Here is a 24,061-nt window from a genome sequence, read left to right as displayed (position 1 = left end):
GCAGTACGCCCGACCCATCCAACACCGGTGTGGCACAAGGGAGTTGCCCATGCGACCCAAGGACCTCAACCCGTGGGACTCACCCCGCGCCTTCTACGGCACCGAACTGCGCCGCAAACGCGAGGAGGCGGGCCTCTCCCAGGAGGAGCTGGGTGCGCTGGTCTTCTGCTCGGGCACGTACATCGGCCTGATGGAGTCGGCGACCCGCCGCCCGACGAAGGAAATGGCCAAGCTGCTGGACGCTGCGCTGCATACGGACGGCATCCTGACCCGCATGTGCGAGGCGATGGAGCAGGCTTCGCAGCATGCGGAGTATTTCCGCTTGGCGGCGGAGCTTGAGGCGATGGCTTCCGCGATCTGCGAGTACGCGCCGATGATCGTGCCTGGGTTGCTTCAGACGCCGGCATACACACGTGCCCTGACCCGTGCGGGCCGCCCCTTCGCCTCCGATGAGGATGTCGAGCGCAACGTCTCGACCCGCAGGGAACGGGCCAAGCTTCTCGATGGGCCAACTCCGCCTGAGCTGTGGTGCATTCTGCATGAGGCAGTGCTGCGGATCCCCGTGGGTGGCGCCGAGGTGATGCACGAACAATTGGCTCACATCTGCAAGTTGGTAGAAAGCGGCGCCGCAGTCGTGCAAGTGCTGCCGTTCAATGCAGGGCCACTCCCGCTCATGCACGCATCGGTCAAGGTGATGACGTTCACCGACGCTCCGCCTGTCATCTACCTTGAAGCCGCCCATTCCGGCCAACTGCTGGACACCCCAGCCCTGGCGGCGAGTTACATCAAAGCCTACGATCTCGCCAGGGCCGTCGCGTTGTCGCCGACGGCGTCCCTGGCCATGATCCAGGCGGCGATGGAGGACTTGGCACCATGAACATAACGCGTTCCCTGGCCGCTGCCCGCTGGAAGAAGTCCTCGTACAGCAACGAGGAGGGCGGCAACTGCGTCGAAGTGGCGGAGGGCGCGTGGCGCAGGTCGTCCTACAGCAATGCGGACGGCGGTAACTGCGTCGAGGTCGCCGACGGCGCGTGGCGGAAGTCCTCACGCAGCAACGCTGAGGGCGGAAGCTGCCTTGAGGTGGCCGACGGAGCCTGGCGTAAGTCGTCGCACAGCAACGACGAGGGCGGCGACTGCCTCGAAGTGGCTGACGGCTTCGGGACGGTCGTCCCAGTCCGGGACAGCAAGGACCCAAACGGTCCGGTACTCGTGGTGGGTGTCACCGCGTGGGCCCGCTTCGTGGGGGACGTCAAGGCGTCCTGAGCGGGGCGGCTGCATAGGATCGGCGCCATGGCGATACCGCAACTGCCGTCCGTGCCACCGGAGTTCTGCCCGCTGTGCGAGGGGAAGCTTGAGCCCGTGACGCTGCAAATCGGCGGCGGCACCCTCTCGGCCAAGTTCTTCCAGCAGGACAAGATGTTCGCCAGCAGGAGCTATCTGACGGGCGTGGCCTGCGTCGACTGCGGACATGTCCTGGCCTTCCTGGAGAACCGGGGAATCCTGGCGCCGGGGAAGTAGCGGGGTCAGACGGTCTTGGCCTGGGCGGCCTGGGCGTGCTTGAGGGTGCGCAGGATCAGCCACTGGTCGCCCCAGGCCATCGCGGTGCCGATGACCGCCATGACGATGCCGAGCGTGAGCTGACCGGCCGCCGCGCCCAGCGCGAGACCGGCCACCCCCAGCCCGTACCGGATGACGAACCGGACCACCAGCAGACCGAGCGCCAGGAACCGGGTCCGCTTGTTCTTCCACAGCGCCTTCATGTACCGAATCCGGGCCCGCAGGACCGTGAACGCAAGCACGATCTGCACGATGGCCACGACCGGGATCAGTGCGTACAGGATCGGGTAGGCACGGGCGATGTCGAAGATCCCGGCGAAGAGCCCGACCAGCGGGAAGTACCAGTTCGGCAGCCCCTTGAGGACAGCACCCTCGCCCTGGACCGGCGCCTCGCCCTCGGCGTTGACCTGAACCGGCATCTCCATCGCAACCGTGGCGCTCATGGCGTTCCCCTCACCCTTTTCCACCGACCGCCGGCCCCTTGCCGACACCACTGATGCTCCCGTTTGGAGCAGGGCCGGCGGCAGAGCGAAGAATCCCGAGTGCGGCAGGACAAATGTCCCGGGAGCCGACGACGGCCCCGAACGGCCGGTGGCGCGGGAAGGAGTCGAGGACCTCTTCACGCCGACGGAAGCCTGAGGCGGCTCACCCATATGCCGCAAACCGGGAGTTATTAACGCTATGAAATGCCAATCAGTGTGTACGTTCAGTGCGGTAAGCGGATCGGAGGGATCCGCCCTCTCCGGGCCCGAGCGCCTCGTCCGACGGGCACTCCTGAGGCAGCCCCGGCCGCACCCCAGCGGCCCGGACTGAGTCCGCGTACCTGGTGGGTGAGGGGAGTTGGGTGTCCGTGGCGGATGTCGAGTCGACCGGTGGTAGGTGCCTGGGGGGCCGTGCGGCCGAATTCTGGTTTGTCCTGGGGGCGGGCCTCCAAGGGCGGGAACTGACGGGTCGTATCGCGGAGGCGTTCTCCTCGGAGTTCGGTGACCGCTGTGCCGTGGTGTGCAGCAAGGATCTCCTCATGGCTGTGCGGGGCGGCCGGCCGGCGCTGTTCGACCTGGACGGGTGCGAACTGGCCGCGCCGAAGCTCGCGTACGCACGGGTGTGGACTCCCGCGGCGCGCACGGACCGCGAGATCACCCTGCTGCGGCACCTGGAGGCGATGGGGACCGTTCTGCTGAACCCGGTCGATGCGGTGCTGGCGTGTCTGAACAAGTTCTGGCACCTGCAACAGCTCGCGCTGGCGGGCCTTCCGGTGCCCGACACCTGGACGTACGCCGATGCGCCGCTGGCGGAGGCGATCCACGCGGGGGCACCGCAGCCGTGCGTCGTGAAGGCCGTGCGCGGCCACCGCGGCGAGCAGGTGTTCCTGGCTCCCCACCAAGCGATGCTCCAAGGCATCCAGGGCAGTCTCAGCCAGGACAGTCCGTACCTGTTCCAGGAGTACCTGGAGTACTCGTACGGGCGTGACCTGCGCGTGATCGTGGTCGAGGGCCGTGCGGTGGCGGCACAGGTCCGTACCGCGCCGGACGGGGAGTTCCGGTCCAACTTGGCGCTGGGCGGGACCGCGCGGGTGTGCACGGGCCACTACCCGGAGGGCGAGGCGCTTGCCGTGCGGGCCGCGGAGGCGCTGGGCCTGGGCGTGGCGGGGGTCGATCTGCTCTTCGCGCCGGGCGGCGGGTTCACCCTGTGCGAGGTCAATGCGAATGTCGGCTGGCGCGCCGCGATGCCGGGCGTCACCCCGGCCGTCGTGGCGGCCTGCCGGACCCGTCTGCGCGCGGCAGCCCAGAAGGTGCCTGCCGTCTGGTGAACACCGACTCCTCGCCGGCCAGGAGATGGACCCTGCCCCTGCCGCCCCGTCCGTCGCGGCGCTGGCCCCTGCTGAAGAGCCCCAACTTCCGGCTCTTCGCCCTCGGCCAGACCGCCTCCAACACCGGAACGTGGATGCAGAAGGTGGCTCAGGACTGGCTGGCCCTGGAGTTGTCGCACGGTGACGGGACCGTCCTCGGCATCACCACGGCCCTGCAGTTCCTGCCGCTGCTGTTCCTGGGCCCGTACGGCGGCGTCCTCGTGGACCGGTATGCGCGGCGGCGGACCTTGATGGCCACCCAGGCGGTGATGGGCGTGATCGCGCTGGCTCCCGCTGCCCTGGTGGTGACGGGCACGGTGGGCCTGGGCGCCCTTTACGTCCTGGCCCTGACGTTCGGGCTGACCATGGTCGTCGAGAAGCCGGCCCTTCAGGCCTTCATCGCGGAATCCGTCGGCCCCGGCCAGCTGGTCAGTGCCCTGGCCTTCAACAGCGTGGTCCTCAACCTCGCCCGCATGGCGGGCCCGGCGCTGGCCGGCCCCCTCATCGTGGTGTTCGGCCCGGCACCCGCCTTCGTGGCCAACGCCCTGTCCTACCTGGCAGTGATCGTCTGCCTGCTCCGCATGGACCCCCATTCCCTGAACCCGGCCCCGCCCACCACACGCGCGGCCGGCCAGGTGCGGGCGGGGCTGCGCTACGTCAGCGATCACCCCGACCTCGCGCGGACGCTGGCGCTCGTCGCGGTCGTCGCCGCGTTCGGCATGAACTTCCAGATCACCACCGCCCTCATGGCCACGCACGTCTACCGGGCGCCGGCCGCCACCTTCGGACTCGGCAACGCGGCACTCGCCGCCGGATCCGTACTCGGCTCCCTGCTCGCGGTCCGCTATCAGCGGCCCAGCGGCGGCCACATGGCGGCCGCGGCAACCGTCTTCGGCGTCCTGGAGGCAGCGAGCAGCCTGATGCCCGGTCACCTCGCCTTCCTGCTGATGCTCATTCCTACGGGCACGGCGCTGCTCGTGTTCCTGACGGCGGCCAAGGCCCGGCTCCAGCTCGGCGTCGACGACGACATACGGGGGCGGGTGATGGGCCTGTACATGCTGGCCTCCCTCGGCACGACGCCCCTGGTCGCCCCGTGCATCGGATGGCTGGCCCAGGCCGCGGGCCCCCGGGCCGCGCTGGTCCTGGGCGGAGCGGTGTCCGCGGCGGCGGCGGTCACGGTCGGCCTGCTCCCCCGGAGGCCGTCGGCCCTGACGAGCGGCCGCCCTGCCGTCACGGCACCGGCCTCGGCGGCCGCGCGGTGACGATGCCTCTGCGGATTCGGGCCCTGACCATGCCGGAGCCCCCGCTCCTCCTTCCCTATGTTGTCTGCAGGACCGGGCGAGCCCTTCGTATGGTTCTCCCACCCAGGGGCGTCGGGCGTGGCTTTCAACCTTCTGCCGCTAGTGGCAACCACCGATTGGCCACCCGACGCCCCACGACGACTCGGCTGCCAATTAGGAATTGCGAATGATCGCTCCGTAGGGAATCGACAGCGAGGTCGTCCGTCGGGAGGCACCAGCACCACACCGCACGGAGGCACCACATGGCCGCGATCTGGGCCGGCATCGACGCAGGCAAGACCCACCACCACTGCGTCGCGATCGACGAGAGCGGCCACCGGCTGCTGTCCCGGCGAGTCGCCAACGACGAGCCCGAACTGCTCGAACTCCTCACCGACGTCCTGGCCCTGGGCGACGAGGCGACCTGGGGAATCGACCTGGCCGACGGTGGAGCCGCCCTGGCCATCGTGATCCTCCTCAACCACGACCAGCCGGTCCACTACATCTCCGGACGCGCCATCCACCGCGCCTCCGAGGGCTACCGCGGCGAAGGAAAGACCGACGCCAAGGACGCCGCCGTCATCGCCGACCAGGTCCGCATCCGCCGCGACCTGCACCCCTTACACACCGGCGACGAGACGGTCACCGACCTCAAGATCCTCACCGGCCGGCGCATAGACCTCGTCGCCGACCGCACCCGCACCGTCAACCGGCTCCGGGCCCAGCTGACTGGGATCTTCCCCGGCCTGGAACGGGTCCTGGACCTCACCAACAAGGGTCCGCTGACCTTGCTGACCGGCTACCAGACCCCCGCGGCCATCCGCCGGCTCGGTGCCAAGCGCCTGGAAACGTGGCTGCGCAACCGCAAGGTTCTCCGAGCCGATCAGCTCGCCGAGACCGCGGTCGAAGCGGCCGAGCGCCAGCACACCAGCCTGCCCGGGGAGAAGCTGACCGCCCAGATGGTGCACACGCTCGCGAAGGAGGTGATGCTCCTCAACGAGCAGGTCGCCGAGTTCGACAAGCTCATCGAGGCCCGGTTTCGCGACCACCAGCACTTCGAGGTGATCACCAGCATGCCCGGTCTGGGCATCATCCTCGGTGCCGAGTTCCTGGCCGCTACCGGCGGCGACATGGCCGCCTTCGGGACCCCTGACCGCCTCGCCGCCTTCGGCGGCGTCGCCCCGGTCCCGCGCGACTCCGGAAAGATCAGCGGGAACCTGCGGCGCCCGCAGCGATACAACCGACGGCTCCAGCGCGTGCTCTACACCTCCGCGCTGTTCAGCATCCGACGGTCAGAGGAATCCCGCCGGTTCTACGACCGCAAACGCGCCGAGGGTAAGCGTCACACCCAGGCCGTCCTTGCCCTCGCTCGTCGCCGCGTCAACGTCCTCTGGGCCCTTCTCCGCGACGGACGGTGCTACGAGCTCACACCGCCGACCGCCTCTGCGGCTTGACAGACGGCATTAGGAATCGGTGAGCGCCCCTTCCTCACGCTAAGTGAGGCTCAGGCGTTCCGCCACGCGAGTGAACGCGGGCCCCGCGAGGGGCCGTACGCGCCCGTCGTGCCGGGCCCGGGCCCAGCAGCACCGTCCCTATTCGTCCCAGGCACGGCTGGGACGAATCCCGCCGCCACTCCCCGGACACAGTTGCTGACACAGGGTCACTTATTCGGGGACCCCGCACCTTGGAGAGACACACATGAACCGAAGCACCGTGCGCAGCGGCGTCGTCGCCGTCGCCGCCCTGCTCGCCCTGTTCCCGGCCACCGCGATGGCCGCGACCCCCACGGCCCCGCCCGCCGCTCCGGCGAAGGCGACCGCCGCCACCGCCTACTACCACTACAAGACCCACGCCCGCGGTGTGGTGGTCACCGGATACGGCCACCGGCTGCACATCCGCTCCGGCGCCGGCACCTCCTACCGGACCACCGGCACCCTCCGCTCGGGTCACAAGCTGTACCTGACCTGCAAGAAGAACGGCACCTCGGTGCACGGCAACCGTGTCTGGTACCGCCTGGCCGGACACCACGGCCGTTACGTCTCCGCCCACTACGTACGGGTCCCGGCCGGGACCTCCCTGCCGTGGTGCTGAGCACCGGGATCTGACGGTCGGGCCCCGACCATCGGGGACTTGCGGTCAGGGCCCGATCCGCGACATCGCCCGTTCGCGCGGGGGGCCGGAGCTTGATTCCGGCCCCTCTGGGGTACAGATGCCCCCGGAACAGGATGTTGTGGACTTTTGGGAGGCACCACGTGGCCCAGTGGCGACAGCTGCCCGAGTCGACCCGACCCGAACTCCGGCTCCTCGTCGATGAGTTGCGGCACCTCAAACAGACCTCGGGCCTGAGCCTGGCCGGTCTGGCCACCCGCACCGCGTACAGCAAATCCGCCTGGCACCGCTATCTCAACGGCGACAACCTCCCGCCGCGCGACGCGGTCGACGCCTTCGGTGCCCTCGGCGGCGCCGAGCACCACGCGCGCCTCCTCGATCTCTGGGACCGCGCGGTACGACCGCCCGGGCCCACGGCCCCGCCGCAACCGGAGCCGGAGCTGCCCGAGGAGCCGTCCGCCCGCCGCCCCCACCGCCGTACGATCACCGTCGCCGCCGCGCTCGCGCTGGTCACCAGCGCCGCCTGGGCCGCCCTGCCGCACCCGCACGAGGCGGACCCGGGCGCCCCCGCGCCGGCCGCCTGCCAGGGTGCGAGCTGTCAGGGCGACGCCCCGTCCGCCTCCCCCTGCCGCACCGACGCCCGCACCCAGAGCGCCCTGACGACGGCCTCGTACGCGGTGAAGCTCCGCTACAGCCCGTCCTGCGACACCATCTGGTCCGAGGTACGCAACAGCTCGACCGGCGCGGACACCGAGAGCCCGATGCTGGTGGCCCCCGACCCGCAGCAGGCCGAGGCGTGCGCGGAGGTCGACCACAACATGCTGTGCACGGGCGGCACCGCACCGGCGGGGCGCTAGCGGGCGACCGGCCCGTGGTGTCAGCGGCCGGCGCCCTCGATGCCGGCGGCCACCCGCGCGAGGCGGGCCAGGTCGTCCGGAGTGAGCGCGAGGTCGGCCGCCGCGGCGTTCTGTTCCAGGTAACCGACGCGCTTGGTACCGGGAATCGGGACGAGGTCCGGGCCCTGGGCGTGGACCCAGGCCAGGGCCACCTGACCGGGAAGCACGTCGTGTTCGGCGGCGATGGTCCTGATGACGTCGACGGCCCGCTGGTTGGCGTCGAGGTTGTCCTGGGTGAAGCGCGGCATGGTGCGCCGCATGTCGGTGGCGTCGAAGGCGTCGCGGGAGGTGACCGCGCCGGTCAGGAAGCCGCGGCCGAGCGGCGAGAACGGGACGATGCCGATGCCCAGGCGCCGGGCGGCGGGCAGGACCGACTCCTCCAGCTTCCGGGACCACAGGGAGTACTCGCTCTGGACGGCCGTGACGGGGTGGACCGCGTGGGCGCGCTCCAGCTCGTCGGCGGGGAGTTCGGAGACGCCGACGTGGCGGATCTTGCCCGCCTTCACCAGGTCCGCCATCGCCCCGATGGAGTCCTCGATGGGGGTCTTCGGGTCCACCCGGTGCAGGTAGTAGAGGTCGATGTGGTCGACGCCGAGGCGCTGGAGGGATTCGTCGCAGCAGCGGCGGACGTAGTCCGGATCGGCCCGGAGGATCATTCCGGCACCGGGCCGCACGTCGTGGATGCCGCACTTGGTGGCCAGGACCACCTCGTCGCGGCGGCCCCGCAGGGCGTGCCCCACCAGCTTCTCGTTGGCCCCGACACCGTACAGACCGGTCGCCCCGTACACGTTGGCGGTGTCGATCAGCGTCACGCCGAGGTCGAGGGCGCGGTGGATCGTCCTGATCGACTCGGTGTCGTTGCCGACTCCGTACGACTGGCTCATGCCCATGCAGCCGAGGCCCTGTGCGGAGACCCGCAGTCCTTGGCTGCCGAGAGCGACCTGGCGCATCAATGCGTCCCTTCGTCGTGGGGGTGATCCCCGTAGTGGTGGAACCAGTGGGTCAGACGCCCCACCGCGTGGCCGCCGGTCAGCAGGTACAGCGCGTGCGCCAGGCCGGTGCGGCGGCCGTGCCGCAGCCACAGGAAGTGGTGGTGCGGACGGCTGTCGTGCGGGTTGGGCAGCAGGAGGACCAGGAGCAGCGAGACCAGCGTGAGGGCCGCCATCACGAACAGGGCCGCCTGGTAGGCGACGCGGTAGCGGTCGGTGTCCGCGCCCGGTCCCGGGTGCGCCCCGAGCACCGAGAAGACCGTGCCGATGCCCGCCACGCCGAGCGCCTGACCGACCTGGAACGCGGTCGTCAGGGCGCCGGAGGCGGAGCCCTTGTCCTCGGGGCGGATGCCGGTCAGGACGACCCCGATGAGGGGGGACATGGTCAGCCCCTGCGCGGCGCCCACCAGCAGGAGGGGCAGGGCAAGGCTCCAGGCCGACAGGTGCCGGCCCGAGAAGTGGACCGTGAGCCAGGCCGAGAGCAGGCCCCCGAGGAGCAGGACGTGACCGAGGGTCAGGACCGCGCGGCCGAGCCGGGGCACCAGGCGGGGCACGAGCAGCGAGGAGGCGAAGAAGGCGACGCCGACCGGGGCGAAGGCGAGCCCCGCCTGCAGCGCGTCGAGCCCCAGACCGACCTGGAAGGTCAGCGAGGTGTACACGGCCAGGCCGACGATGGTGATGAAGTACAGCACCCCGATCGCGATGCCCACGCCGAACGCCCGCTGGCGGAAGAGGGCGGGGCGCAGCAGCGGGGTGCGGTCCGCCCGGACCAGGTACCGCTCGTAGCGCAGGAAGAGGGCGAGCACCGGGACCGCCGCCACCAGCATCACCCAGGTCCACCAGGCCCAGCCCGCCCCGGGGCCGATCAGGAGCGGCAGGACGAGCAGCAGGAGCGCCGTGCCGAGCAGACCCGTGCCGGCCAGGTCGATGTGTGCCCGGCCGGCGGGCCGGTCGGGGGCCATCGCCCGGCGGCCGGTGAGCAGCGCGGCGGTGCCGATGGGCACCAGGACCAGGAACGCCGGGCGCCAGGCGAGGCCGCCCAGGTCGAGCTGGATCAGCGCGCCGCCGATGAGCTGGCCGACCACGATGGCCACGCCGATGGTGGCGCCGAACAGGCCGAGGGCGAAGTTGCGTTCCGTGCCCTCGAAGGTGTCCTGGATGATCGACAGGATCTGGGGGTAGATCAGCGCGGCTCCGAAGCCCTGGACGAGCCGGGCCCCGATCAGCACGGCGGCGTTCGGCGCGAGCCCGCTGACCAGGACGGCGGCGGTGAACAGGGCGAGCCCGCCGAGCAGCACCCGGCGGCGCCCCAGCACGTCGCCGAGCCGGCCGCCGGTGATCAGGAACACCGCGTACACCATGCCGTACCCGGCGACCACGAACTGCACGGTGCCGAAGCCGATGTGGAGGGTCTGCTGGAGCGAGGGCATCGCGAGGTTGGCGATGGAGACCCCGCCGACGACCAGGAAGGTGCAGATCAAACCCACCCCGAGGACGACCCAGCGGGCGCGGTCGGCGGGCGCGGTGACGGCCGCGGGAGGGGCGGTGGCCGTCAGGTCCAGGGCGGCGTCCGCCGCCGCTCGCGCGGGCCCCGGGGCGGAGAGCGTCATGCCCCGGCCAGCGCGAGGACGGTCGCCAGTGCGGTGTCGGTGGCCGACGCCGGGTTCTGACCGGTGACCAGGCGTCCGTCGGTCACCGCGTGCGCGGTAAACGGGGCCGCGGCCTCGTGCTTGCCGCCCAGCTCCTCCAGCTCGGTCTGGAGCGAGAACGGCACCACGTCGGTGAGACCGACCGCGGCCTCCTCGGCGTTGCTGAACGCGGTCAGCCGCTTGCCCTCGACCAGCGGGCGGCCGTCCGAGAGGCGTACGTCGACCAGGGCCGCCGGGCCGTGGCAGAGCGCGGCGACCACGCCGCCCGCCTCGTAGACGTCCCGGGCGTGCGCGGCCAGCGCCGCGTTCCCCCGGAAGTCCCACATGGTGCCGTGGCCGCCGGCGAAGAAGATCGCGTCGTAGGCGGCCGGGTCGATGTCCTCGGGACGCAGCGTCGCGGACAGCTTGGCGCTCATCTCCGGATCGTCGAGGAACGCCTTCTGGATCTCGTCGCTCAGGTCGACGCCGGACGCCGGAGGGGTGCCGCCCCGCACCGAGGCGAGGTCGACGCGGTACCCGGCGTCGGTGAACACCCGCCAGGGGTGGGCGACTTCGGGAAGGTAGTAACCGGTGGCCCGGCCGGTGTCGCCCAGCTCGGCGTGGCTGGTCAGAACGACGAGGAGCGTCTTGGTGCGGGACATGCTGTCTCCTGCTGCGGGCTCAGGCCTGGGCGGCGGCGAGGTTGCGGAAGCGCGGGCCGTAGAAGACCGGCTTGTTCAGGTCGGTGTAGGTGTTGAGGTAGCCGAACTCGGCCGGGTACAGGCGCGGCAGGTCGTCGATGACCGACGGGGGGATCTGGCGGCGCATGAAGGTGAAGCAGGAGAACACCCGGAACTTCACCATGTGGTGGACGGCGTCGCCGAAGGTGGGCCACTGGGTGGCCGCGGAGCCGTTCCACAGCTCGTCGAGGTGCACCATCATCCCGGTGTACGTCTGGTCGAACTGGAGCAGCTCCTCCTCGGCTTCGGCCCCGTCCGGGTCGGCGGCGATGATCTTGGCGTAACCGTCGGCGGGCACGGCGAGCGTGTTGACCACAGCCGGCCAGTCGATCCGGCTGCCCTGGAAGTGGACGGCCTCGGTCTCGGTGGTCAGCTCCAGCGGCTGGTCGGGCTGGCGGTACTCGCGGCCGTACCAGAGCTCGGCGAACTTCCCGTAGTGGGACTCCTCGTGCTGGAAGGAGGCACCCGCCTGGATGGTGCCGCCGGTCGCGCCCTCGCCCTGCTCCAGGATCTCGGTGATGCCCTCCAGGAGCTGATCGACGGGGTCGACGCCGGGGGTCGACGCGATGGTCTTGAAGCCGATGTTGTCGCCGACCTGGTTGGCGATGCCGCCGCCCTTGACCGCGGCACGCAGCTCCTCGGCGTTGTCGACGATCGCGTCCTTGATCTCCGAGTAGAGCTTGCCGATGGTCGGGAAGCTCTCGTGGCTGTACTCCTCGGGCAGCAGGAACAGCGGCGACTCCAGGCGCATGAAGTTGCGCAGCTGCGGCTTGGAGAGCGAGGTGAGGCCGATGTACAGGTCGGGCTCGACACCGCCGGGCAGGCCGCGCCGGGGGAACGCCGGGTCGAGGTCCTTGATCCGGGGACGGCCGCCGATCGCGGCGAGCATGTTGCCCGCGATCGCCATGTGGACCATCTCCTCCATCAGCACGCTGCGGATGGTGTTGTAGCTGGTGTAGTTCTGCACTTCGAGCGAGAGCATGGCCGAGGTGTAGATCGGCAGCGTGGAGTGCTCCAGCTCGATCGCGGTCTGGAGCGCGGAGCGGATCCAGGCGACGTTGCGGACCGGGGCCTTGACGGTCTCGTCCTGGGCGGTGGTCATCGCGGTGTTCCTTTCGTTGGCGTTACGGTCATGCATCGGCGGGTCCGCCCTGGCGGCATCAACGGCCTTGCGGCAACGATCAGTTGGCGGCTTCCTGGCGCCGGGCCCGGGTGAGTAGGGCGAGCACCGCGAGGAGCGCCGCGGCCGCGAACAGTGCGACGCCGAGGCCGATCTGGTGCATCGAGGCCAGGGTGCCGAGCACGGCGACGCCGAGCGCGGAACCGGCCTGCCGGGAGGCGTTGAGGGCGCCCTGCGCGGTGGCGGCGTACTCGGCGGGCGCGGTCATCGCCATGTCGGCCGTGGAGGCGGGGATCGCGGTGGTGGAGCCGAGCGCCAGCATCAGCTGGGCGGCGACCAGCAGGGCGAACGGGGTACGGGTGCCGGAGAACGCGAGGATCACACCGGACAGAACGCCGCAGGTGAGCCCGAACAGGATCAGCGGGCGGGTGCCGACGCGGGCCACCAGACGGCCGGTGAACAGCGGGAGCACGGCGAGCGGCAGCGTCATGGGCAGGAAGGCGAGGCCGGTCTGGAAGGGGGTGAGGGAGCGCTCGTTGACCATCCACTGGGTCATCGCGTAGAGCAGCCCGTAGAAGACGAACGAGGCGGCGGTACCGGCGATCATGTCGGCCTGCACCCGGGCCCGTACGAGCAGCGCGGGCGGCAGCGCGGGGAACGCGGCCTTCCGCTCGACCAGTCCGAGGGCGACGAAGGCCACCACCGCGGCGGCCACGGCGACGATCGGCGCCGGCCTGCCCCAGCCGGAGGTGCCGCCCTCGACGAGTCCGAAGGTGAGCGTACCGAGCCCGACGATGGAGAGCACCAGGCCCGCAGTGTCGACGGGCCGGTGCGGGCGCGCCCCGTCGGCGGCGAAGCCGCGTGCGGCCAGCCACGTCACCAGCGCGATGGGCGGGTTGACCAGGAAGACCAGCTGCCAGCCGCCGAGCGCGACCAGACCGCCGCCGAGCACCGGCCCGGACACCAGGCCGAGCGAGCTGACCGCGGCCCACGCGCCGACCGCCCGCGCCTTCTTGGCCGGGTCGGGGTAGAGCCCGGCGAGCAGCGCGAGGGAGGCGGGCACCAGGCCGGCGGCGGCGACACCGAGCAGCGCCCGGCCCGCGATGAGCAGCCCGGCCGAGCCGGCCAGCGCGCACAGCAGCGACACCACGCCGAAGGCGATCAGCGACGTGCGGTAGACGCGGCGCGGTCCCCAGCGGTCCGCGAACGAGCCGGACGCCAGCATCAGACCCGCGAAGACGACGGTGTAGGCGTCAACCGTCCACGCCAGGGCGCCCGTTGAGGTGTGCAGGCTGTGCTGGAGGTCGGGCAGGGCGACGTTCAGGATGGACGCGTCCATCAGGACGAGGAAGTTGCCGACCGCGATACCGAGGAAACGGCCGGCGGTGCGCGGCTTCGGGGCAGGGTGCGTCTTCTCGGCAGGTGCCGGAGAAGTGACGTCGATGCTCTCGGTTGTCATGGACGGCACGCTTCCGCACGGGCGTGAGGGGGCCAAGTTTTCCGCGCGGACTTCCTGACCTCAGGCCGAGGTCTTGAAGTGCGGCGGAGTTCAGGAAGTCCGTTCCGGTCACGGGCATCGGGCAAAGGCGCCCTGCTAGCTTCGCGGTAATCGCCGACAGGAACGCCCCATTTGAGGGCCCGTCGGATTCCCAACGCCGAAATCCCGCACGGGATTTCCAGGAGGATTCTGAAATGGCCGAGATCAAAACCGTGGCCGTTCTCGGTTACGAGAGCTGCAGCGAGCAGGACACGATCACGCCGCTCGAAATCTTCAAGGGCACCGCCATGGTGCTCGCCCACCAGATCGCGCCGTGGCCCCTTGAGGCCGAACCGCGCGATCTCGACGTCAAGTTCGTCTCCCTCGACCCGGGCAACGTCGTCATGCAGATGGGCACCCAGGTCGTGCCGGACGCGGTCCTGGAGGACGGCCAGCTCTTCGACATCCTGTACGTCCCCGGCGGTGTCGGCTCCGGGAAGATGACCCAGGACGGGCGCATCCTCGACGCGATCCGCCACCACCACGTGAACGGGAAGGTCATCGCGGGCAACTGCTCGGGCATCGGCATCCTGTCCCGTTCCGGAATCCTCGGCGACACCCCGGTGACCTGCGTCGCCGCGGTCGCCCGCGGCCTGCGCGCGGAGGGCACCAACGTGCCGTCGCCGCGCCGGATGTGGCTGCACGACGCCGCGAAGAAGATCTGGACGACGACCGGTTCGTACGGTGTGAACGGGTCCACCGTCGCGCTGGTCGCCGAGTACTTCGGCAAGGAGGTCGGCACCATCGTCTCGATGATGTTCGACACCTACGGCGGCATCGGCGAGCAGATCTTCGACCAGGCGGGCCCCGAGTTCTACCTCCACCCGGAGCTGGAGGAGAAGTTCACGGACTTCTTCGAGCCGATGCTGCTTCCGGGCCGGGGTGGTCAGGCGTGATCACCGTCACGGCGCGGCAGACCGTCAAGCCGGGCAAGGAGGCCGAGCTCGAAGTCCTCATGGCCGCTCTCGCCGCCAAGATCCGTGCCAATGAGCCCGGTTGTGTCGGCTTCGACTATGTGAAGCCGGAAGAGGGCGGCAACACGCGGCTCGTCGTCGAGCGTTACCGCGACGACGCGGCCATGGAATTCCACAAGTCGACGGACTATCTGCGCGACTTCATTCCGAACCTCCTGGAATGCCTGGAGGAATTCCCGGAGGTGAACACCTACCGTGACGTCACGCCCGGCCCGGAACTGCCCGACTCCTTCTTCCACGTCGGCATCGTGGTCCCGGACCTGGCGGCGGCGATCGAGCGCTACTCCGAGGTGTTCGGCGTCGAGTTCACCGAGCCGGCCACCTTCAAGGTGCCGCGCCTGGAGGACCCGGAGCCGCACCCCTTCGAGCTGGTCTGCGCGTTCTCCAAGACGGGGGCGCCCTACTACGAGCTGATCCAGGCGGACGGCGACGGCATCGTCTCGGCGAAGAACGCCGGACAGATCCTGTACTACGGGGTCTGGGAGGACGACATGGCCGGGCGCCTCGAACTCCTGGAGAAGCAGGGCGTGGGCATCGACGCGGTGTTCCGCAAGGACGCCGAGTCCACCCCGTTCGCCGTGATCACGGCGCCCGATCTGATGGGCGCCCGCATCGAGTACGTGGACACCGGCGACCGCGGCCCCATCGACGAGTGGGTGCGCACTGGGATCTACCCCGGCGGCCTCGAATCCGAGTAGCCGGCCGCGAAGTCCCGGGAACCGCCCCGGGCGCAACCCATCAGTGAACCCGGAAGGGAACTGTTCCATGCGTTACGACCACATAGTCGTCGGTGCCGGCTCCTCCGGCGCCGTCCTGGCCAGCAGGCTCACGGAGAACTCCGGCGTCGACGTCCTGCTCCTGGAGGCCGGGCCCGACTGGGCCGACAACTCCGACATCCCCGCCGACATCACCAACGCCAGGACCGTGTCCGTGGAGGACCACGACTGGGGCTACTCGGCCGAGGCCGTCCCCGGCCGCTCCCTGACGTACGCCCGGGGCAAGGTGGCGGGCGGCTGCTCGGCCGTCAACGGGGCGATCGCGCTGCGCGGCATCCCGGCGGACTACGACGAGTGGGCCCAGCTGGGCAACGACGAGTGGTCGTGGAGCTCGCTGCTGCCGTACTTCCGCAGGATCGAGGACGACCAGGACTTCGGCGGTCCGCTGCACGGCAAGGGCGGTCCGACCCCCGTCGTGCGGCATACCCGCGACGAGCTGGTCCCCTTCCAGGCCGCCTATCTGGACGCCTGCCTCGATCAGGGCTTCGGCTACGTCGAGGACCACAACGACCCGGAGTCCACCGGTGTCGGCCCGATCCCCATGAACCGCCGCGGCGACGTGCGGATCTCCACCGCGATCGCGTACCTCACCGAGGCCCGCAAGCGGAAGAACCTGACCATCCGCTCGGGTGCCACCGTGCACCGGGTGCTGTTCGAGGGCACCCGCGCGGTCGGCGTCGAGGTGGAGACCGGCGGCCGTCTCGAAAAGGTCTACGGCGACCAGATCACGCTGTCCGCCGGAGCCCTCAACTCCCCGGCGATCCTGCTGCGTTCGGGGATCGGCCCCAAGGAGCGGCTGCGCGAGCTCGGCATCGAGGTGGTCCTGGACCAGCCGAACGTCGGCGAGAACCTGATCGAGCACCAGCAGATCACGGTGGGCCTGCTGCCCAAGGAGGGCGTCACCGACCCGAACGACCCGGACGTCCAGGTCCTGGTGCGGTACACCAACCCGGGTTCGCAGCAGTTCAACGACATGCAGCTGTACTTCGTCAGCCGCTACGTCCCGGTCACCCACCGGCCGATCAGCGTGATGAGCGTGCTGCAGAAGCCGGAGTGCCGCGGCCGGGTGTCGCTGCGCAGCGCCGACCCGTCGGTGCAGCCCGAGATCGTCCTCAACTCCTACGGCACCGAGGCCGACCGCAGGATCGCCCTCGACGGCGTGCGGCTCTCCTGGGAGATCGCCAACTCCAAGCAGATCCAGGACCTTTCGTCGGGTCTCTCGGACAAGCTGACGCAGCGCCAGGTCGATGACGACGCCCTGCTGCTCGACTACATCCGGGAGAACTCCGCCACCCTGTGGCACCCGGTCGGCACCGCCAAGATGGGCCCGAGCGGCGACGGGAGCGCCGTCGTCGACCAGCGCCTGCGGGTGCACGGCGTGCAGAACCTGAACGTGGTCGACGCCTCCGTGATGCCGACCCATGTCAGCGCGAACCCGAACCTCACCTGCTACGTCATCGGTGAGCGCGCCGCCGAGTGGTTCCTGCAGGGCGCCTGATCCCGCCCCGGTACCCCGGTCCGGGCCGTACCCCCCATCCACGGTCCGGGCCGGCCGTCTGTCCCAACGAACCGTTCCTTGCGAGGAGTCCACCCATGCCCGACGTTTCCGACGAGGGGTCCAAGCTCGTCCGCCGGTACTACGAGCAGTTCCTGACCGCCCCCGGCGACCTGCAGCTCGCCGACGAGATCATGGCGCCCGACGTGGTGTTCAACAACCCGATCTCGCCGGACGGCATCCACGGCCTGGCCGCGTACAAGGAGTTCGCGCTGCGCTGGTACGGCGGCTTCCCGGACCGCGTCTTCACCATCGACGACCTCCTGGAGCAGGACGACAAGGTCGCCGCCTCGTTCACCATCACCGGAACCCACCGGGGCGTGTTCATGGGTGCCGCCCCCACGGGCGAGCCCATCACGGTGCGCGGAATGAACATCTTCCGCATCGAGGCGGGCCTCATCAAGGAGGTCACCGCCTTCTTCGACCCGCACCAGCTGCTCGCACCGCTGGGCCTGGCCTGATGAGCCCGGCGCCGGCGGCCAAGGGGAAGATCGCGGTCCTCATCGAGGAGCACTTCGACCAGACCGAGTACCGCGCCTTCAACGAGTACTTCCCACGGGCCGGCTACGAGGTCGAGTACGTCTCGCACCTGTGGGGCCAGCCGTCGCTGACCTTCGGCAGCAACCCCGACAACGGCTACGTCGAGGAGCACCTCACCGTCACCACCGAGGTGGCGTCGATCAGCCCGCACGACTACAAGGGCCTGATCCTGATCGGCGCGTACGCCATGGACCGGCTGCGCTACCAGGCCGAGGTGCCGGGTCCGCACAGCCGCAACAAGGCGCCCGCCGTGGAGTTCCTGCGCGCCGCCGCGGCGGTCGAGGGGCTGAAGATCGGCACCATCTGCCACTCGCTGTGGCTGCTGTGCGCCGACCGGCAGCTCATCGAGGGCCGCCGTGTCACCTGCGCCCACAACATCGTCTGCGACGTGGAGAACGCGGGAGCCGAGGTCGTCTACGAGGGCGACGGCACGGCGGACCTGGTGGTGGACGGCGATCTCGTCACGGCCAAACACCCCGAGGTGACCGCCCAGTTCATGGACACCTTCGTCCGCGAGATCGAAGCGGCCGAGCGAAACCGACAGGAGCAGTTCATGCCGGACCAGCAGCAGATACGCGCCGCCGTCGAGGGCTACGCGGAGACCTTCAGCAAGCGGGACCGGGACGGCTTCGTCGCCCTGCTCGCCGAGGACGTCGTGCAGTACGAGCCGGTCGGCTCGCCGGCCAACCGCGGCAAGGGCGCCGTGGCCGCCTTCTTCGACGGGGTCTTCGACGTCATCGACCGCCTCGAATTCCGCGTCACCGATGTGGTGATCACCGGCGACGAGGCCGCGTTCAGCTTCCACATCACCGCGCACACCAAGGACGGCAAGGTCGTCGAGGACCGCGGGATCGACACCTTCCGGGTCGGTGACGACGGCCTGATCACCGAGATCAGGGGCTACCACGACGACGCCCACACCCAGGTCGCCGGGGGCTGACCGGTATGAGGGGGGTCCTGGACGCGCCCGAGGCGGGCGCCGCGCGCGGTACCTACACCGGCAGGGTGCGGCTGCACCGCGGCCGGGTGCGGCTGAGGGGGTCCGAAGAGGGACACCACCGGGCCGCCTCGCCGTTGGAGCTCTTCTTCGACCTGGTCTTCGTGGTGGCCGTCGCGGAGCTCACCGAGGTACTGCTGCACGCTCCGACCTGGCCGGGGGTGCTGCGCTTCACCGCACTGTTCGTGCCGGTCTGGTGGACCTGGGTCTGCTACACGTTCTACGCCGACCGCTTCGACAACGACGACCGCGTCTACCGGCTCATCATGATCATCGCGATGATGGGGGTGCTCTCGCTGTCGGTGGCGGTGCCGACCGCCTTCACCGGCGGGCCCGGGGCGATCCGGTTCACGCTCGGCTACTTCGTGGTGCGCCTGATCCTGCTCGGCCTGTACCTGCGGGCCCACTACCACGTGCCCCGGGCACACCCCCTGACCCGTCGCTTCCTCCAGGGGTACGGGCTCGGCGCGGCGGTCTGGGGGAGCTCGGTACTGGTGCCGGTGCCGTACTGCTACGCGCTGTGGGCGGCCGGGGTCGCGGTGGAACTCCTGACCCCGATCCTGTCCAGCTCGGCGGTCGCCCGGGTGCCGTTCAACGCCTCCCACGTGCCGGAGCGGTTCGGCCTTTTCACCATCATCGTGCTCGGCGAGGTCGTGGCGCTCAACGCCATCGGGATCGCCGCGAGCGGGCTGCGTCCCCAGACCCTGGCCGTGGTGGCCGGGTCGTTCCTGATCGCCGCCGGTCAGTGGTGGCTGGTCTTCGACCACGTCGACGCGTCCCCGCTGCGCAAGTGGCGGCTCACCGGCCAGGCGTACGTGTACGGCCACCTGTTCGTGCACGGCGGCATCACCGTGACCGGCGTCGGCGGCCTGCTCGCGGCACAGGCGGCCAACGGCGGCGGCCGCATGCCCCTGGACGGCGGACCGGTGCTCTGTTTCGGCATGGCCGTCTTCCTGTTCGGGGTGGGCGGCATCCATCTGCTCAACGTGGGGCCGCGGGGCGACCTGCGCGCATGGTCCCGGCTCGGCCTCAGCGCGGTCTTCGTGCTGTTCGGCGCGGCCGGCGGCGGCCTGCCCACGGTGCTCCTGGAAGCGGTCCTGGTGGGCGGCATCGCCTGCCAGATCCTCGTCGAGACCCGGGCCCCCGCGGTCGGCCAAGCCGCACGCAACCACTGACTGGGAGACATCCATGTCCAACGCTGTGAATTTCACGTTCTCCGACACCGTCGCCGGGCGGGTGACCTCCTTCGACCCGGACACCCGCCGCTTCACCCTGGCCACCGCGGACGGCCGGGACTTCGAGGTGGACCTCGACGGCGGCCCGAGCGCCGAGCTGCTGCACAACCTGGGCGAGCCCTACCAGGACGCCTCCGGGCACATCGACAGCCTGATCGAGCCGGGGCGGTTCGTCTTCGCGTACGGCGTCTTCTACCCGAACGGCACCGGCGCCCGCTTCGAGGCGAAGCGGCTCATCTTCATGGGCCGGGGCGCCGACGACTTCCGGTTCGAGGAGGAGGGCTGGTGGGTCCGGCAGATCCAGGAGATCGCCGGGTTCTACCGCAAGGCCCAGTTCGGTGACGGCCCCGTCGACTTCACCCGGTACCGCACCGAGATCCGGCTCGGCGGCGAGAAGACCGCCAGCCACGTGCAGGAGACCGACACCATCTCCCGCCTCGTGTACGGCATGGCCTCCGCGTTCCTGCTGACCGGGAACGACGAGTACCTGGAGGTCGCCGAGCGCGGCACCGAGTACCTGCGTGAGCACATGCGGTTCGTCGACACCGACGAGAACGTCGTGTACTGGTACCACGGCCTCAAGGTCGACGGCGAAACCGAGACCAAGCTGTTCACCTCGGAGTTCTCCGACGACTACGACGCGCTGCCGGCGTACGAGCAGATCTACGCCCTCGCGGGCCCGGTGCAGACCTACCGCGTCACCGGCGACCCCCGCATCAAGGCCGACGCGGACGCCACCATCCGGCTCTTCGACCGCTTCTACCTGGACCCCGAGCACGGCGGCTACTTCTCGCACATCGACCCGATCCTGCTGAGCCCCGATCACGACTCGCTCGGCCCCAACAAGGCCCGCAAGAACTGGAACTCGGTCGGCGACCACGCCCCGGCCTATCTGATCAACCTGTACCTGGCCACCGGCGAGCAGCGCTACGCCGACATGCTGGAGTACACCTTCGACACCATCGTCGAGCGCTTCCCCGACCTCAAGAACAGCCCGTTCGTGCAGGAGCGCTTCCACCGGGACTGGTCGCACGACACCACGCACGGCTGGCAGCAGAACCGGGCGGTGGTGGGCCACAACCTGAAGATCGCCTGGAACCTGATGCGCATGAACTCGCTGCGCCCCAAGGACAGTTACCTCCAGACGGCCGCCTCGATCGGGGAGACCATGCCCGCGGTCGGCGCCGACCGCCAGCGCGGCGGCTGGTACGACGTCGTCGAGCGGCTCCGGGCCGACGGCGAGGACGGCTTCCGGTTCACGTGGCACGACCGCAAGGCCTGGTGGCAGCAGGAGCAGGCGATCCTCGCCTACCTCATCCTGCACGGGGTGACCGGGCGCGCCTCCTTCGCCACCGAGGCCCGCGACGCCCAGGCCTTCTACAACGCCTTCTTCCTCGACCACGACGAGGGTGCCGTCTACTTCAACACCCTCGCCGGCGGAATGCCGTACCTGCTCGGCGTGGAGCGTCTCAAGGGCAGCCACTCGATGTCGATGTACCACTCGGCGGAGCTCTGCTACCTGGCCGCGGTGTACAACAACCTCCTGGTCAACGGCAAGACGATGGACTTCTGGTTCAAGCCCGACCCGGCGCTCGTCGAGGACCGGCTGCTGCGGGTGTCGCCCGACCTGCTGCCGCCGGGGTCCGTGCGCATCGCCTCGGTGGACATCGACGGCGAGCCGCACACCGACTTCGACAGCGGCTCGCTGACGGTCCGCCTTCCGGAGACGTCCGGCCGGGTCAAGGTCAAGGTCACGCTGGCCGCGAACCCGTCCGCCGAGGTGGTCCGATGACCGTGCACGTCACCACCCGCACGGTCGGCAGAGCCACCGTGATCTCCCTGGACGGAGAGATCAACTCCACCACGTCCGGCGGCCTCCAGGCTCAACTCCTGCCGTTCATCGACGAGTTCGCCGAAGTCCTGGTGGACCTCACCGGAGTCACCTACATCTCCAGCGCCGGCCTGCGCACCCTGCTGATCGTGCACCGGCGCGCCCAGCAGGTCGCGGCCGAGATCGTGCTGATCGGCCTTTCCGACGAGGTCCGGTTCGTCATGAACGCCACCGGCTTCCTCGACTTCTTCAAGATCGCCGACGATCTCGACGTCGAGCTGGAACGCGCCGCGCGATGACCACCCAGGACACGCGCGGACGCGTCGATTCGTTCCCCACCCGCCGGATCGGCGCCCACCGGGTGAGGGCCGGGCGGCCCTTCCCCTACGGCGCCGCCCCGGTGCCGGGCGGCATCAACTTCTCCGTGTACTCCGACCGTGCCACCTCGATGAGCCTGGTGCTCTTCGACAAGGGTGCCCCGACGCCCCTGGCGGAGCTGGAGTTCCCGCCGGAGTTCCGCATCGGCAGCGTGTACGCGATGACGGTCTTCGGGCTCGACCCGGAGAACCTGGAGTACGGATTCCGCGCCGACGGGCCCTTCGACCCGGCGGCCGGCGACCGCTTCGACCGGCGCCGGGTCCTCAGCGACCCGTACGCCCGGCGCCTGTCGGGCCGCGACGTGTGGGGCGCCGAACCCGACTGGAACGACGTCTACCAGTACCGCGCCCAGGTCGCGGACGAGGACTTCGACTGGGGCGACGACCTGCCGCTCGGCATCCCCGGCGAGGACCTGGTCATCTACGAGACGCACGTACGCGGCTTCACCCGGCACCCCTCGTCCGGCGTCGACGCCCCCGGCACCTACGCCGGACTGCGCGAGAAGATCCCCTATCTGAAGGAACTGGGCGTCAACTGCGTCGAGTTGCTGCCCGTCTTCGAGTTCGACGAACTCGACAACCCCCGCACCAATCCCGTGACGGGGGACCGGCTGCACAACTACTGGGGCTACAACACCGTCTCCTTCTTCGCGCCCAAGGCCGGCTACGCGGCCACCGGACGCTTCGGCATGCAGGCCGACGAATTCAAGTCGCTGGTCAAGGAGCTGCACCGGGCGGGCATCGAGGTGATGCTCGACGTGGTGTTCAACCACACCGCCGAGGGCAACGAGCAGGGCCCCACCATCTCGTTCCGCGGCCTCGACAACGCCACGTACTACATGCTCACGCCGGACGGCGAGTACTACAACTTCAGCGGCACCGGCAACACGGTCAACTGCAACCACCCCGTGGTGCGCGACTTCGTGCTGTCCTGTCTGCGCTACTGGGTGTCCGAGTTCCACATCGACGGCTTCCGCTTCGACCTGGCGGCCATCCTCGACCGCGCCCAGGACGGCACCCCACTGCCGAACCCGCCCCTGCTCGAACAGCTCGCGTACGACCCGGTGCTCCGGCACACCAAACTGATCGCCGAGGCGTGGGACGCCGCCGGGCTCTACCAGGTGGGGCACTTCCCCAACTACGGCCGCTGGTCGGAGTGGAACGGCAAGTACCGCGACGTGGTGCGCCGCTTCGTCAAGGGCGAGCCCGGCCTCGTCGGCGAGCTCGCCACCCGCATGGCCGGCTCCCCCGACCTCTACCAGGGCCGCACCGCGACCGCCTCCGTCAACTTCATCACCGCGCACGACGGGTTCACGCTGGCCGACCTCGTCTCGTACAACGACAAGCACAACGAGGCCAACGGCGAGAACAACGGCGACGGGGCCGACGACAACCACAGCTGGAACTGCGGCGAGGAGGGCCCCAGCGCCTCGGCACACGTACGCGACCTGCGGCTGCGCCAGATGAAGAACATGATGGCGCTGCTGCTCACCAGCCAGGGCGTACCGATGATCCTGGCCGGTGACGAGGTGGGCCGCACCCAGCTGGGCAACAACAACACGTACTGCCAGGACAACGAGCTGTCCTGGTTCGACTGGGGCCTCGTCGAGGCCAACGCCGAACTCCTCGCCTTCGTCAGGGCGCTGACCGGGTTCCGGCACGCGCACCCCGTGCTGCGCGGCGCCGAGCACCCGCACGGCACCGACCGGGTGGGCAGCGGCCTGCCCGAGGTCAGCTGGCACGGGGTGCGCGCATGGCAGCCCGACTGGTCCGGCCACAGCCGGATCCTCGGCATGCTGCGCTGCGGACGGCACGCCAAGGGCGGCACCGTCGCCGACGACCACGTCTACGTCGGCGTCAACGCGCACTGGGAGGCCCACGACCTGGAGCTGCCCCAGCTGCCCGGCGGCCAGGCCTGGCACCTGTTCGCCGACACCTCCGCGGCCGCGGCCCACCCGCTGGGCGCCGAGCTGCCGCTGCACCACCCAGGCCGCTACCACCTGGGCCCGCACTCCGTGGTCATTCTCGTCGGGCGCGACCGTGCCGCCCGCACCCACCAACCCTCCTAAGG

At 70.0% G+C, this 24,061-nt stretch carries 23 protein-coding genes; 17 read left to right on the top strand and 6 right to left on the bottom strand.

The annotated features are described in order from the left end of the window. The first annotated feature begins 49 nt into the window (after positions 1–49). Genes ACSHXC_RS20560 through ACSHXC_RS20550 form a run of 3 tightly spaced genes read left to right on the top strand, consistent with a single transcriptional unit; the run spans position 50 to position 1,518 of the window. Complete coding sequence (locus ACSHXC_RS20560; protein ID WP_438292970.1) at positions 50–877, top strand: helix-turn-helix domain-containing protein; 828 nt, start codon at positions 50–52, stop codon at positions 875–877. Further along, a complete protein-coding gene (locus tag ACSHXC_RS20555) occupies positions 874–1,263 on the top strand; it encodes a DUF397 domain-containing protein (RefSeq protein ID WP_438292969.1) in 390 nt (129 codons plus the stop codon). The genes ACSHXC_RS20560 and ACSHXC_RS20555 overlap by 4 nt, the downstream gene beginning before the upstream one ends. A 27-nt stretch (positions 1,264–1,290) precedes the next feature. Continuing rightward, positions 1,291–1,518, top strand: coding sequence for a hypothetical protein (locus ACSHXC_RS20550; protein WP_438292967.1), 228 nt, complete (start codon positions 1,291–1,293; stop codon positions 1,516–1,518). A gap of 5 nt (positions 1,519–1,523) precedes the next feature. On the opposite strand, the gene ACSHXC_RS20545 is transcribed toward ACSHXC_RS20550, so the two are convergent. Further along, entirely contained in the window at positions 1,524–2,000 is a 477-nt protein-coding gene (locus tag ACSHXC_RS20545; RefSeq protein WP_438292966.1) for a hypothetical protein, read from the bottom strand. Between the two features lie 578 nt (positions 2,001–2,578). Here ACSHXC_RS20545 and ACSHXC_RS20540 point away from each other — a divergent pair. The 5 genes from ACSHXC_RS20540 (at position 2,579) to ACSHXC_RS20520 (ending at position 7,652) form a co-directional block, all read left to right on the top strand. Then, positions 2,579–3,367, top strand: coding sequence for a RimK family alpha-L-glutamate ligase (locus ACSHXC_RS20540; protein ID WP_438292965.1), 789 nt, complete (start codon positions 2,579–2,581; stop codon positions 3,365–3,367). Further along, a complete protein-coding gene (locus ACSHXC_RS20535; protein ID WP_438292964.1) occupies positions 3,364–4,668 on the top strand; it encodes an MFS transporter in 1,305 nt (434 codons plus the stop codon). The genes ACSHXC_RS20540 and ACSHXC_RS20535 overlap by 4 nt, the downstream gene beginning before the upstream one ends. A gap of 281 nt (positions 4,669–4,949) precedes the next feature. Next, the gene (locus ACSHXC_RS20530) at positions 4,950–6,140 is read left to right on the top strand and encodes an IS110 family transposase (protein WP_438291837.1); all 1,191 of its coding nucleotides are present in this window, start codon (positions 4,950–4,952) and stop codon (positions 6,138–6,140) included. Positions 6,141–6,384: 244 nt separating this feature from the next. Further along, positions 6,385–6,777 (top strand): SH3 domain-containing protein, encoded by a 393-nt coding sequence (locus ACSHXC_RS20525; RefSeq protein WP_438292963.1) that lies wholly within the window; start codon positions 6,385–6,387, stop codon positions 6,775–6,777. A gap of 161 nt (positions 6,778–6,938) precedes the next feature. Continuing rightward, positions 6,939–7,652, top strand: coding sequence for a helix-turn-helix domain-containing protein (locus tag ACSHXC_RS20520; protein ID WP_438292962.1), 714 nt, complete (start codon positions 6,939–6,941; stop codon positions 7,650–7,652). A gap of 20 nt (positions 7,653–7,672) precedes the next feature. Here the strand turns inward: ACSHXC_RS20520 and ACSHXC_RS20515 are convergent, their stop codons facing one another. The 5 genes from ACSHXC_RS20515 to ACSHXC_RS20495 all read right to left on the bottom strand — a co-directional run bounded on the left by ACSHXC_RS20515 (position 7,673) and on the right by ACSHXC_RS20495 (position 13,627). After that, complete coding sequence (locus ACSHXC_RS20515; RefSeq protein ID WP_438292961.1) at positions 7,673–8,641, bottom strand: aldo/keto reductase; 969 nt, start codon at positions 8,639–8,641, stop codon at positions 7,673–7,675. After that, on the bottom strand, positions 8,641–10,290 hold the full coding sequence (locus tag ACSHXC_RS20510) for an MFS transporter (protein WP_438292959.1): 1,650 nt from the start codon (positions 10,288–10,290) through the stop codon (positions 8,641–8,643). The genes ACSHXC_RS20515 and ACSHXC_RS20510 overlap by 1 nt, the downstream gene beginning before the upstream one ends. Beyond that, positions 10,287–10,970 (bottom strand): type 1 glutamine amidotransferase domain-containing protein, encoded by a 684-nt coding sequence (locus tag ACSHXC_RS20505; RefSeq protein ID WP_438292958.1) that lies wholly within the window; start codon positions 10,968–10,970, stop codon positions 10,287–10,289. The genes ACSHXC_RS20510 and ACSHXC_RS20505 overlap by 4 nt, the downstream gene beginning before the upstream one ends. Positions 10,971–10,989: 19 nt before the next feature. Next, positions 10,990–12,150: a ferritin-like domain-containing protein gene (locus tag ACSHXC_RS20500; protein WP_438292957.1), complete on the bottom strand. Its 1,161-nt coding sequence runs from the start codon at positions 12,148–12,150 to the stop codon at positions 10,990–10,992. 79 nt (positions 12,151–12,229) lie between these two features. Continuing rightward, complete coding sequence (locus ACSHXC_RS20495) at positions 12,230–13,627, bottom strand: MFS transporter (RefSeq protein WP_438292956.1); 1,398 nt, start codon at positions 13,625–13,627, stop codon at positions 12,230–12,232. A gap of 233 nt (positions 13,628–13,860) precedes the next feature. Here ACSHXC_RS20495 and ACSHXC_RS20490 point away from each other — a divergent pair, with 233 nt between their 5' ends. The 9 genes from ACSHXC_RS20490 to glgX all read left to right on the top strand — a co-directional run bounded on the left by ACSHXC_RS20490 (position 13,861) and on the right by glgX (position 24,059). After that, positions 13,861–14,601 (top strand): DJ-1/PfpI family protein, encoded by a 741-nt coding sequence (locus ACSHXC_RS20490; RefSeq protein ID WP_438292954.1) that lies wholly within the window; start codon positions 13,861–13,863, stop codon positions 14,599–14,601. Then, positions 14,598–15,377 (top strand): antibiotic biosynthesis monooxygenase, encoded by a 780-nt coding sequence (locus ACSHXC_RS20485; RefSeq protein ID WP_438292953.1) that lies wholly within the window; start codon positions 14,598–14,600, stop codon positions 15,375–15,377. The genes ACSHXC_RS20490 and ACSHXC_RS20485 overlap by 4 nt, the downstream gene beginning before the upstream one ends. 67 nt (positions 15,378–15,444) lie before the next feature. Continuing rightward, positions 15,445–16,953, top strand: a complete 1,509-nt coding sequence (gene mftG, locus ACSHXC_RS20480; protein WP_438292951.1) for a mycofactocin dehydrogenase MftG — start codon at positions 15,445–15,447, stop codon at positions 16,951–16,953. A gap of 95 nt (positions 16,954–17,048) precedes the next feature. Then, on the top strand, positions 17,049–17,471 hold the full coding sequence (locus ACSHXC_RS20475; RefSeq protein ID WP_438292949.1) for an ester cyclase: 423 nt from the start codon (positions 17,049–17,051) through the stop codon (positions 17,469–17,471). Continuing rightward, positions 17,471–18,490, top strand: a complete 1,020-nt coding sequence (locus ACSHXC_RS20470) for a nuclear transport factor 2 family protein (protein WP_438292948.1) — start codon at positions 17,471–17,473, stop codon at positions 18,488–18,490. Before ACSHXC_RS20475 ends, ACSHXC_RS20470 begins: the two co-directional genes overlap by 1 nt. 5 nt (positions 18,491–18,495) lie before the next feature. Further along, a complete protein-coding gene (locus ACSHXC_RS20465; RefSeq protein ID WP_438292947.1) occupies positions 18,496–19,722 on the top strand; it encodes a low temperature requirement protein A in 1,227 nt (408 codons plus the stop codon). Positions 19,723–19,735: 13 nt separating this feature from the next. Further along, positions 19,736–21,574: an AGE family epimerase/isomerase gene (locus tag ACSHXC_RS20460; protein ID WP_438292946.1), complete on the top strand. Its 1,839-nt coding sequence runs from the start codon at positions 19,736–19,738 to the stop codon at positions 21,572–21,574. Further along, on the top strand, positions 21,571–21,912 hold the full coding sequence (locus ACSHXC_RS20455) for an STAS domain-containing protein (RefSeq protein ID WP_438292945.1): 342 nt from the start codon (positions 21,571–21,573) through the stop codon (positions 21,910–21,912). The genes ACSHXC_RS20460 and ACSHXC_RS20455 overlap by 4 nt, the downstream gene beginning before the upstream one ends. Next, positions 21,909–24,059 (top strand): glycogen debranching protein GlgX, encoded by a 2,151-nt coding sequence (gene glgX, locus ACSHXC_RS20450; protein ID WP_438292944.1) that lies wholly within the window; start codon positions 21,909–21,911, stop codon positions 24,057–24,059. Before ACSHXC_RS20455 ends, glgX begins: the two co-directional genes overlap by 4 nt. Positions 24,060–24,061 lie beyond the last annotated feature (2 nt).

It is taken from the genome of Streptomyces sp. HUAS TT7 (genome assembly GCF_051550175.1).
In the GTDB taxonomy this organism is placed as follows: Bacteria; Actinomycetota; Actinomycetes; order Streptomycetales; family Streptomycetaceae; genus Streptomyces.
Note: the sequence above shows the minus strand (reverse complement) of the source record. Positions and strands in the feature narration are given on the sequence as shown.

Excerpts from the sequence above, each read along its gene's own strand:
- ACSHXC_RS20560 (WP_438292970.1), top strand. The coding sequence starts at position 50 with ATGCGACCCAAGGACCTCAACCCGTGGGACTCACCCCGCGCCTTCTAC.
- ACSHXC_RS20555 (WP_438292969.1), top strand. The coding sequence starts at position 874 with ATGAACATAACGCGTTCCCTGGCCGCTGCCCGCTGGAAGAAGTCCTCG.
- ACSHXC_RS20550 (WP_438292967.1), top strand. The coding sequence starts at position 1,291 with ATGGCGATACCGCAACTGCCGTCCGTGCCACCGGAGTTCTGCCCGCTG.
- ACSHXC_RS20545 (WP_438292966.1), bottom strand. The coding sequence starts at position 2,000 with ATGAGCGCCACGGTTGCGATGGAGATGCCGGTTCAGGTCAACGCCGAG.
- ACSHXC_RS20540 (WP_438292965.1), top strand. The coding sequence starts at position 2,579 with ATGGCTGTGCGGGGCGGCCGGCCGGCGCTGTTCGACCTGGACGGGTGC.
- ACSHXC_RS20530 (WP_438291837.1), top strand. The coding sequence starts at position 4,950 with ATGGCCGCGATCTGGGCCGGCATCGACGCAGGCAAGACCCACCACCAC.
- ACSHXC_RS20525 (WP_438292963.1), top strand. The coding sequence starts at position 6,385 with ATGAACCGAAGCACCGTGCGCAGCGGCGTCGTCGCCGTCGCCGCCCTG.
- ACSHXC_RS20515 (WP_438292961.1), bottom strand. The coding sequence starts at position 8,641 with ATGCGCCAGGTCGCTCTCGGCAGCCAAGGACTGCGGGTCTCCGCACAG.
- ACSHXC_RS20510 (WP_438292959.1), bottom strand. The coding sequence starts at position 10,290 with ATGACGCTCTCCGCCCCGGGGCCCGCGCGAGCGGCGGCGGACGCCGCC.
- ACSHXC_RS20505 (WP_438292958.1), bottom strand. The coding sequence starts at position 10,970 with ATGTCCCGCACCAAGACGCTCCTCGTCGTTCTGACCAGCCACGCCGAG.
- ACSHXC_RS20500 (WP_438292957.1), bottom strand. The coding sequence starts at position 12,150 with ATGACCACCGCCCAGGACGAGACCGTCAAGGCCCCGGTCCGCAACGTC.
- ACSHXC_RS20495 (WP_438292956.1), bottom strand. The coding sequence starts at position 13,627 with ATGACAACCGAGAGCATCGACGTCACTTCTCCGGCACCTGCCGAGAAG.
- ACSHXC_RS20490 (WP_438292954.1), top strand. The coding sequence starts at position 13,861 with ATGGCCGAGATCAAAACCGTGGCCGTTCTCGGTTACGAGAGCTGCAGC.
- mftG (WP_438292951.1), top strand. The coding sequence starts at position 15,445 with ATGCGTTACGACCACATAGTCGTCGGTGCCGGCTCCTCCGGCGCCGTC.
- ACSHXC_RS20475 (WP_438292949.1), top strand. The coding sequence starts at position 17,049 with ATGCCCGACGTTTCCGACGAGGGGTCCAAGCTCGTCCGCCGGTACTAC.
- ACSHXC_RS20470 (WP_438292948.1), top strand. The coding sequence starts at position 17,471 with ATGAGCCCGGCGCCGGCGGCCAAGGGGAAGATCGCGGTCCTCATCGAG.
- ACSHXC_RS20465 (WP_438292947.1), top strand. The coding sequence starts at position 18,496 with ATGAGGGGGGTCCTGGACGCGCCCGAGGCGGGCGCCGCGCGCGGTACC.
- ACSHXC_RS20460 (WP_438292946.1), top strand. The coding sequence starts at position 19,736 with ATGTCCAACGCTGTGAATTTCACGTTCTCCGACACCGTCGCCGGGCGG.
- ACSHXC_RS20455 (WP_438292945.1), top strand. The coding sequence starts at position 21,571 with ATGACCGTGCACGTCACCACCCGCACGGTCGGCAGAGCCACCGTGATC.
- glgX (WP_438292944.1), top strand. The coding sequence starts at position 21,909 with ATGACCACCCAGGACACGCGCGGACGCGTCGATTCGTTCCCCACCCGC.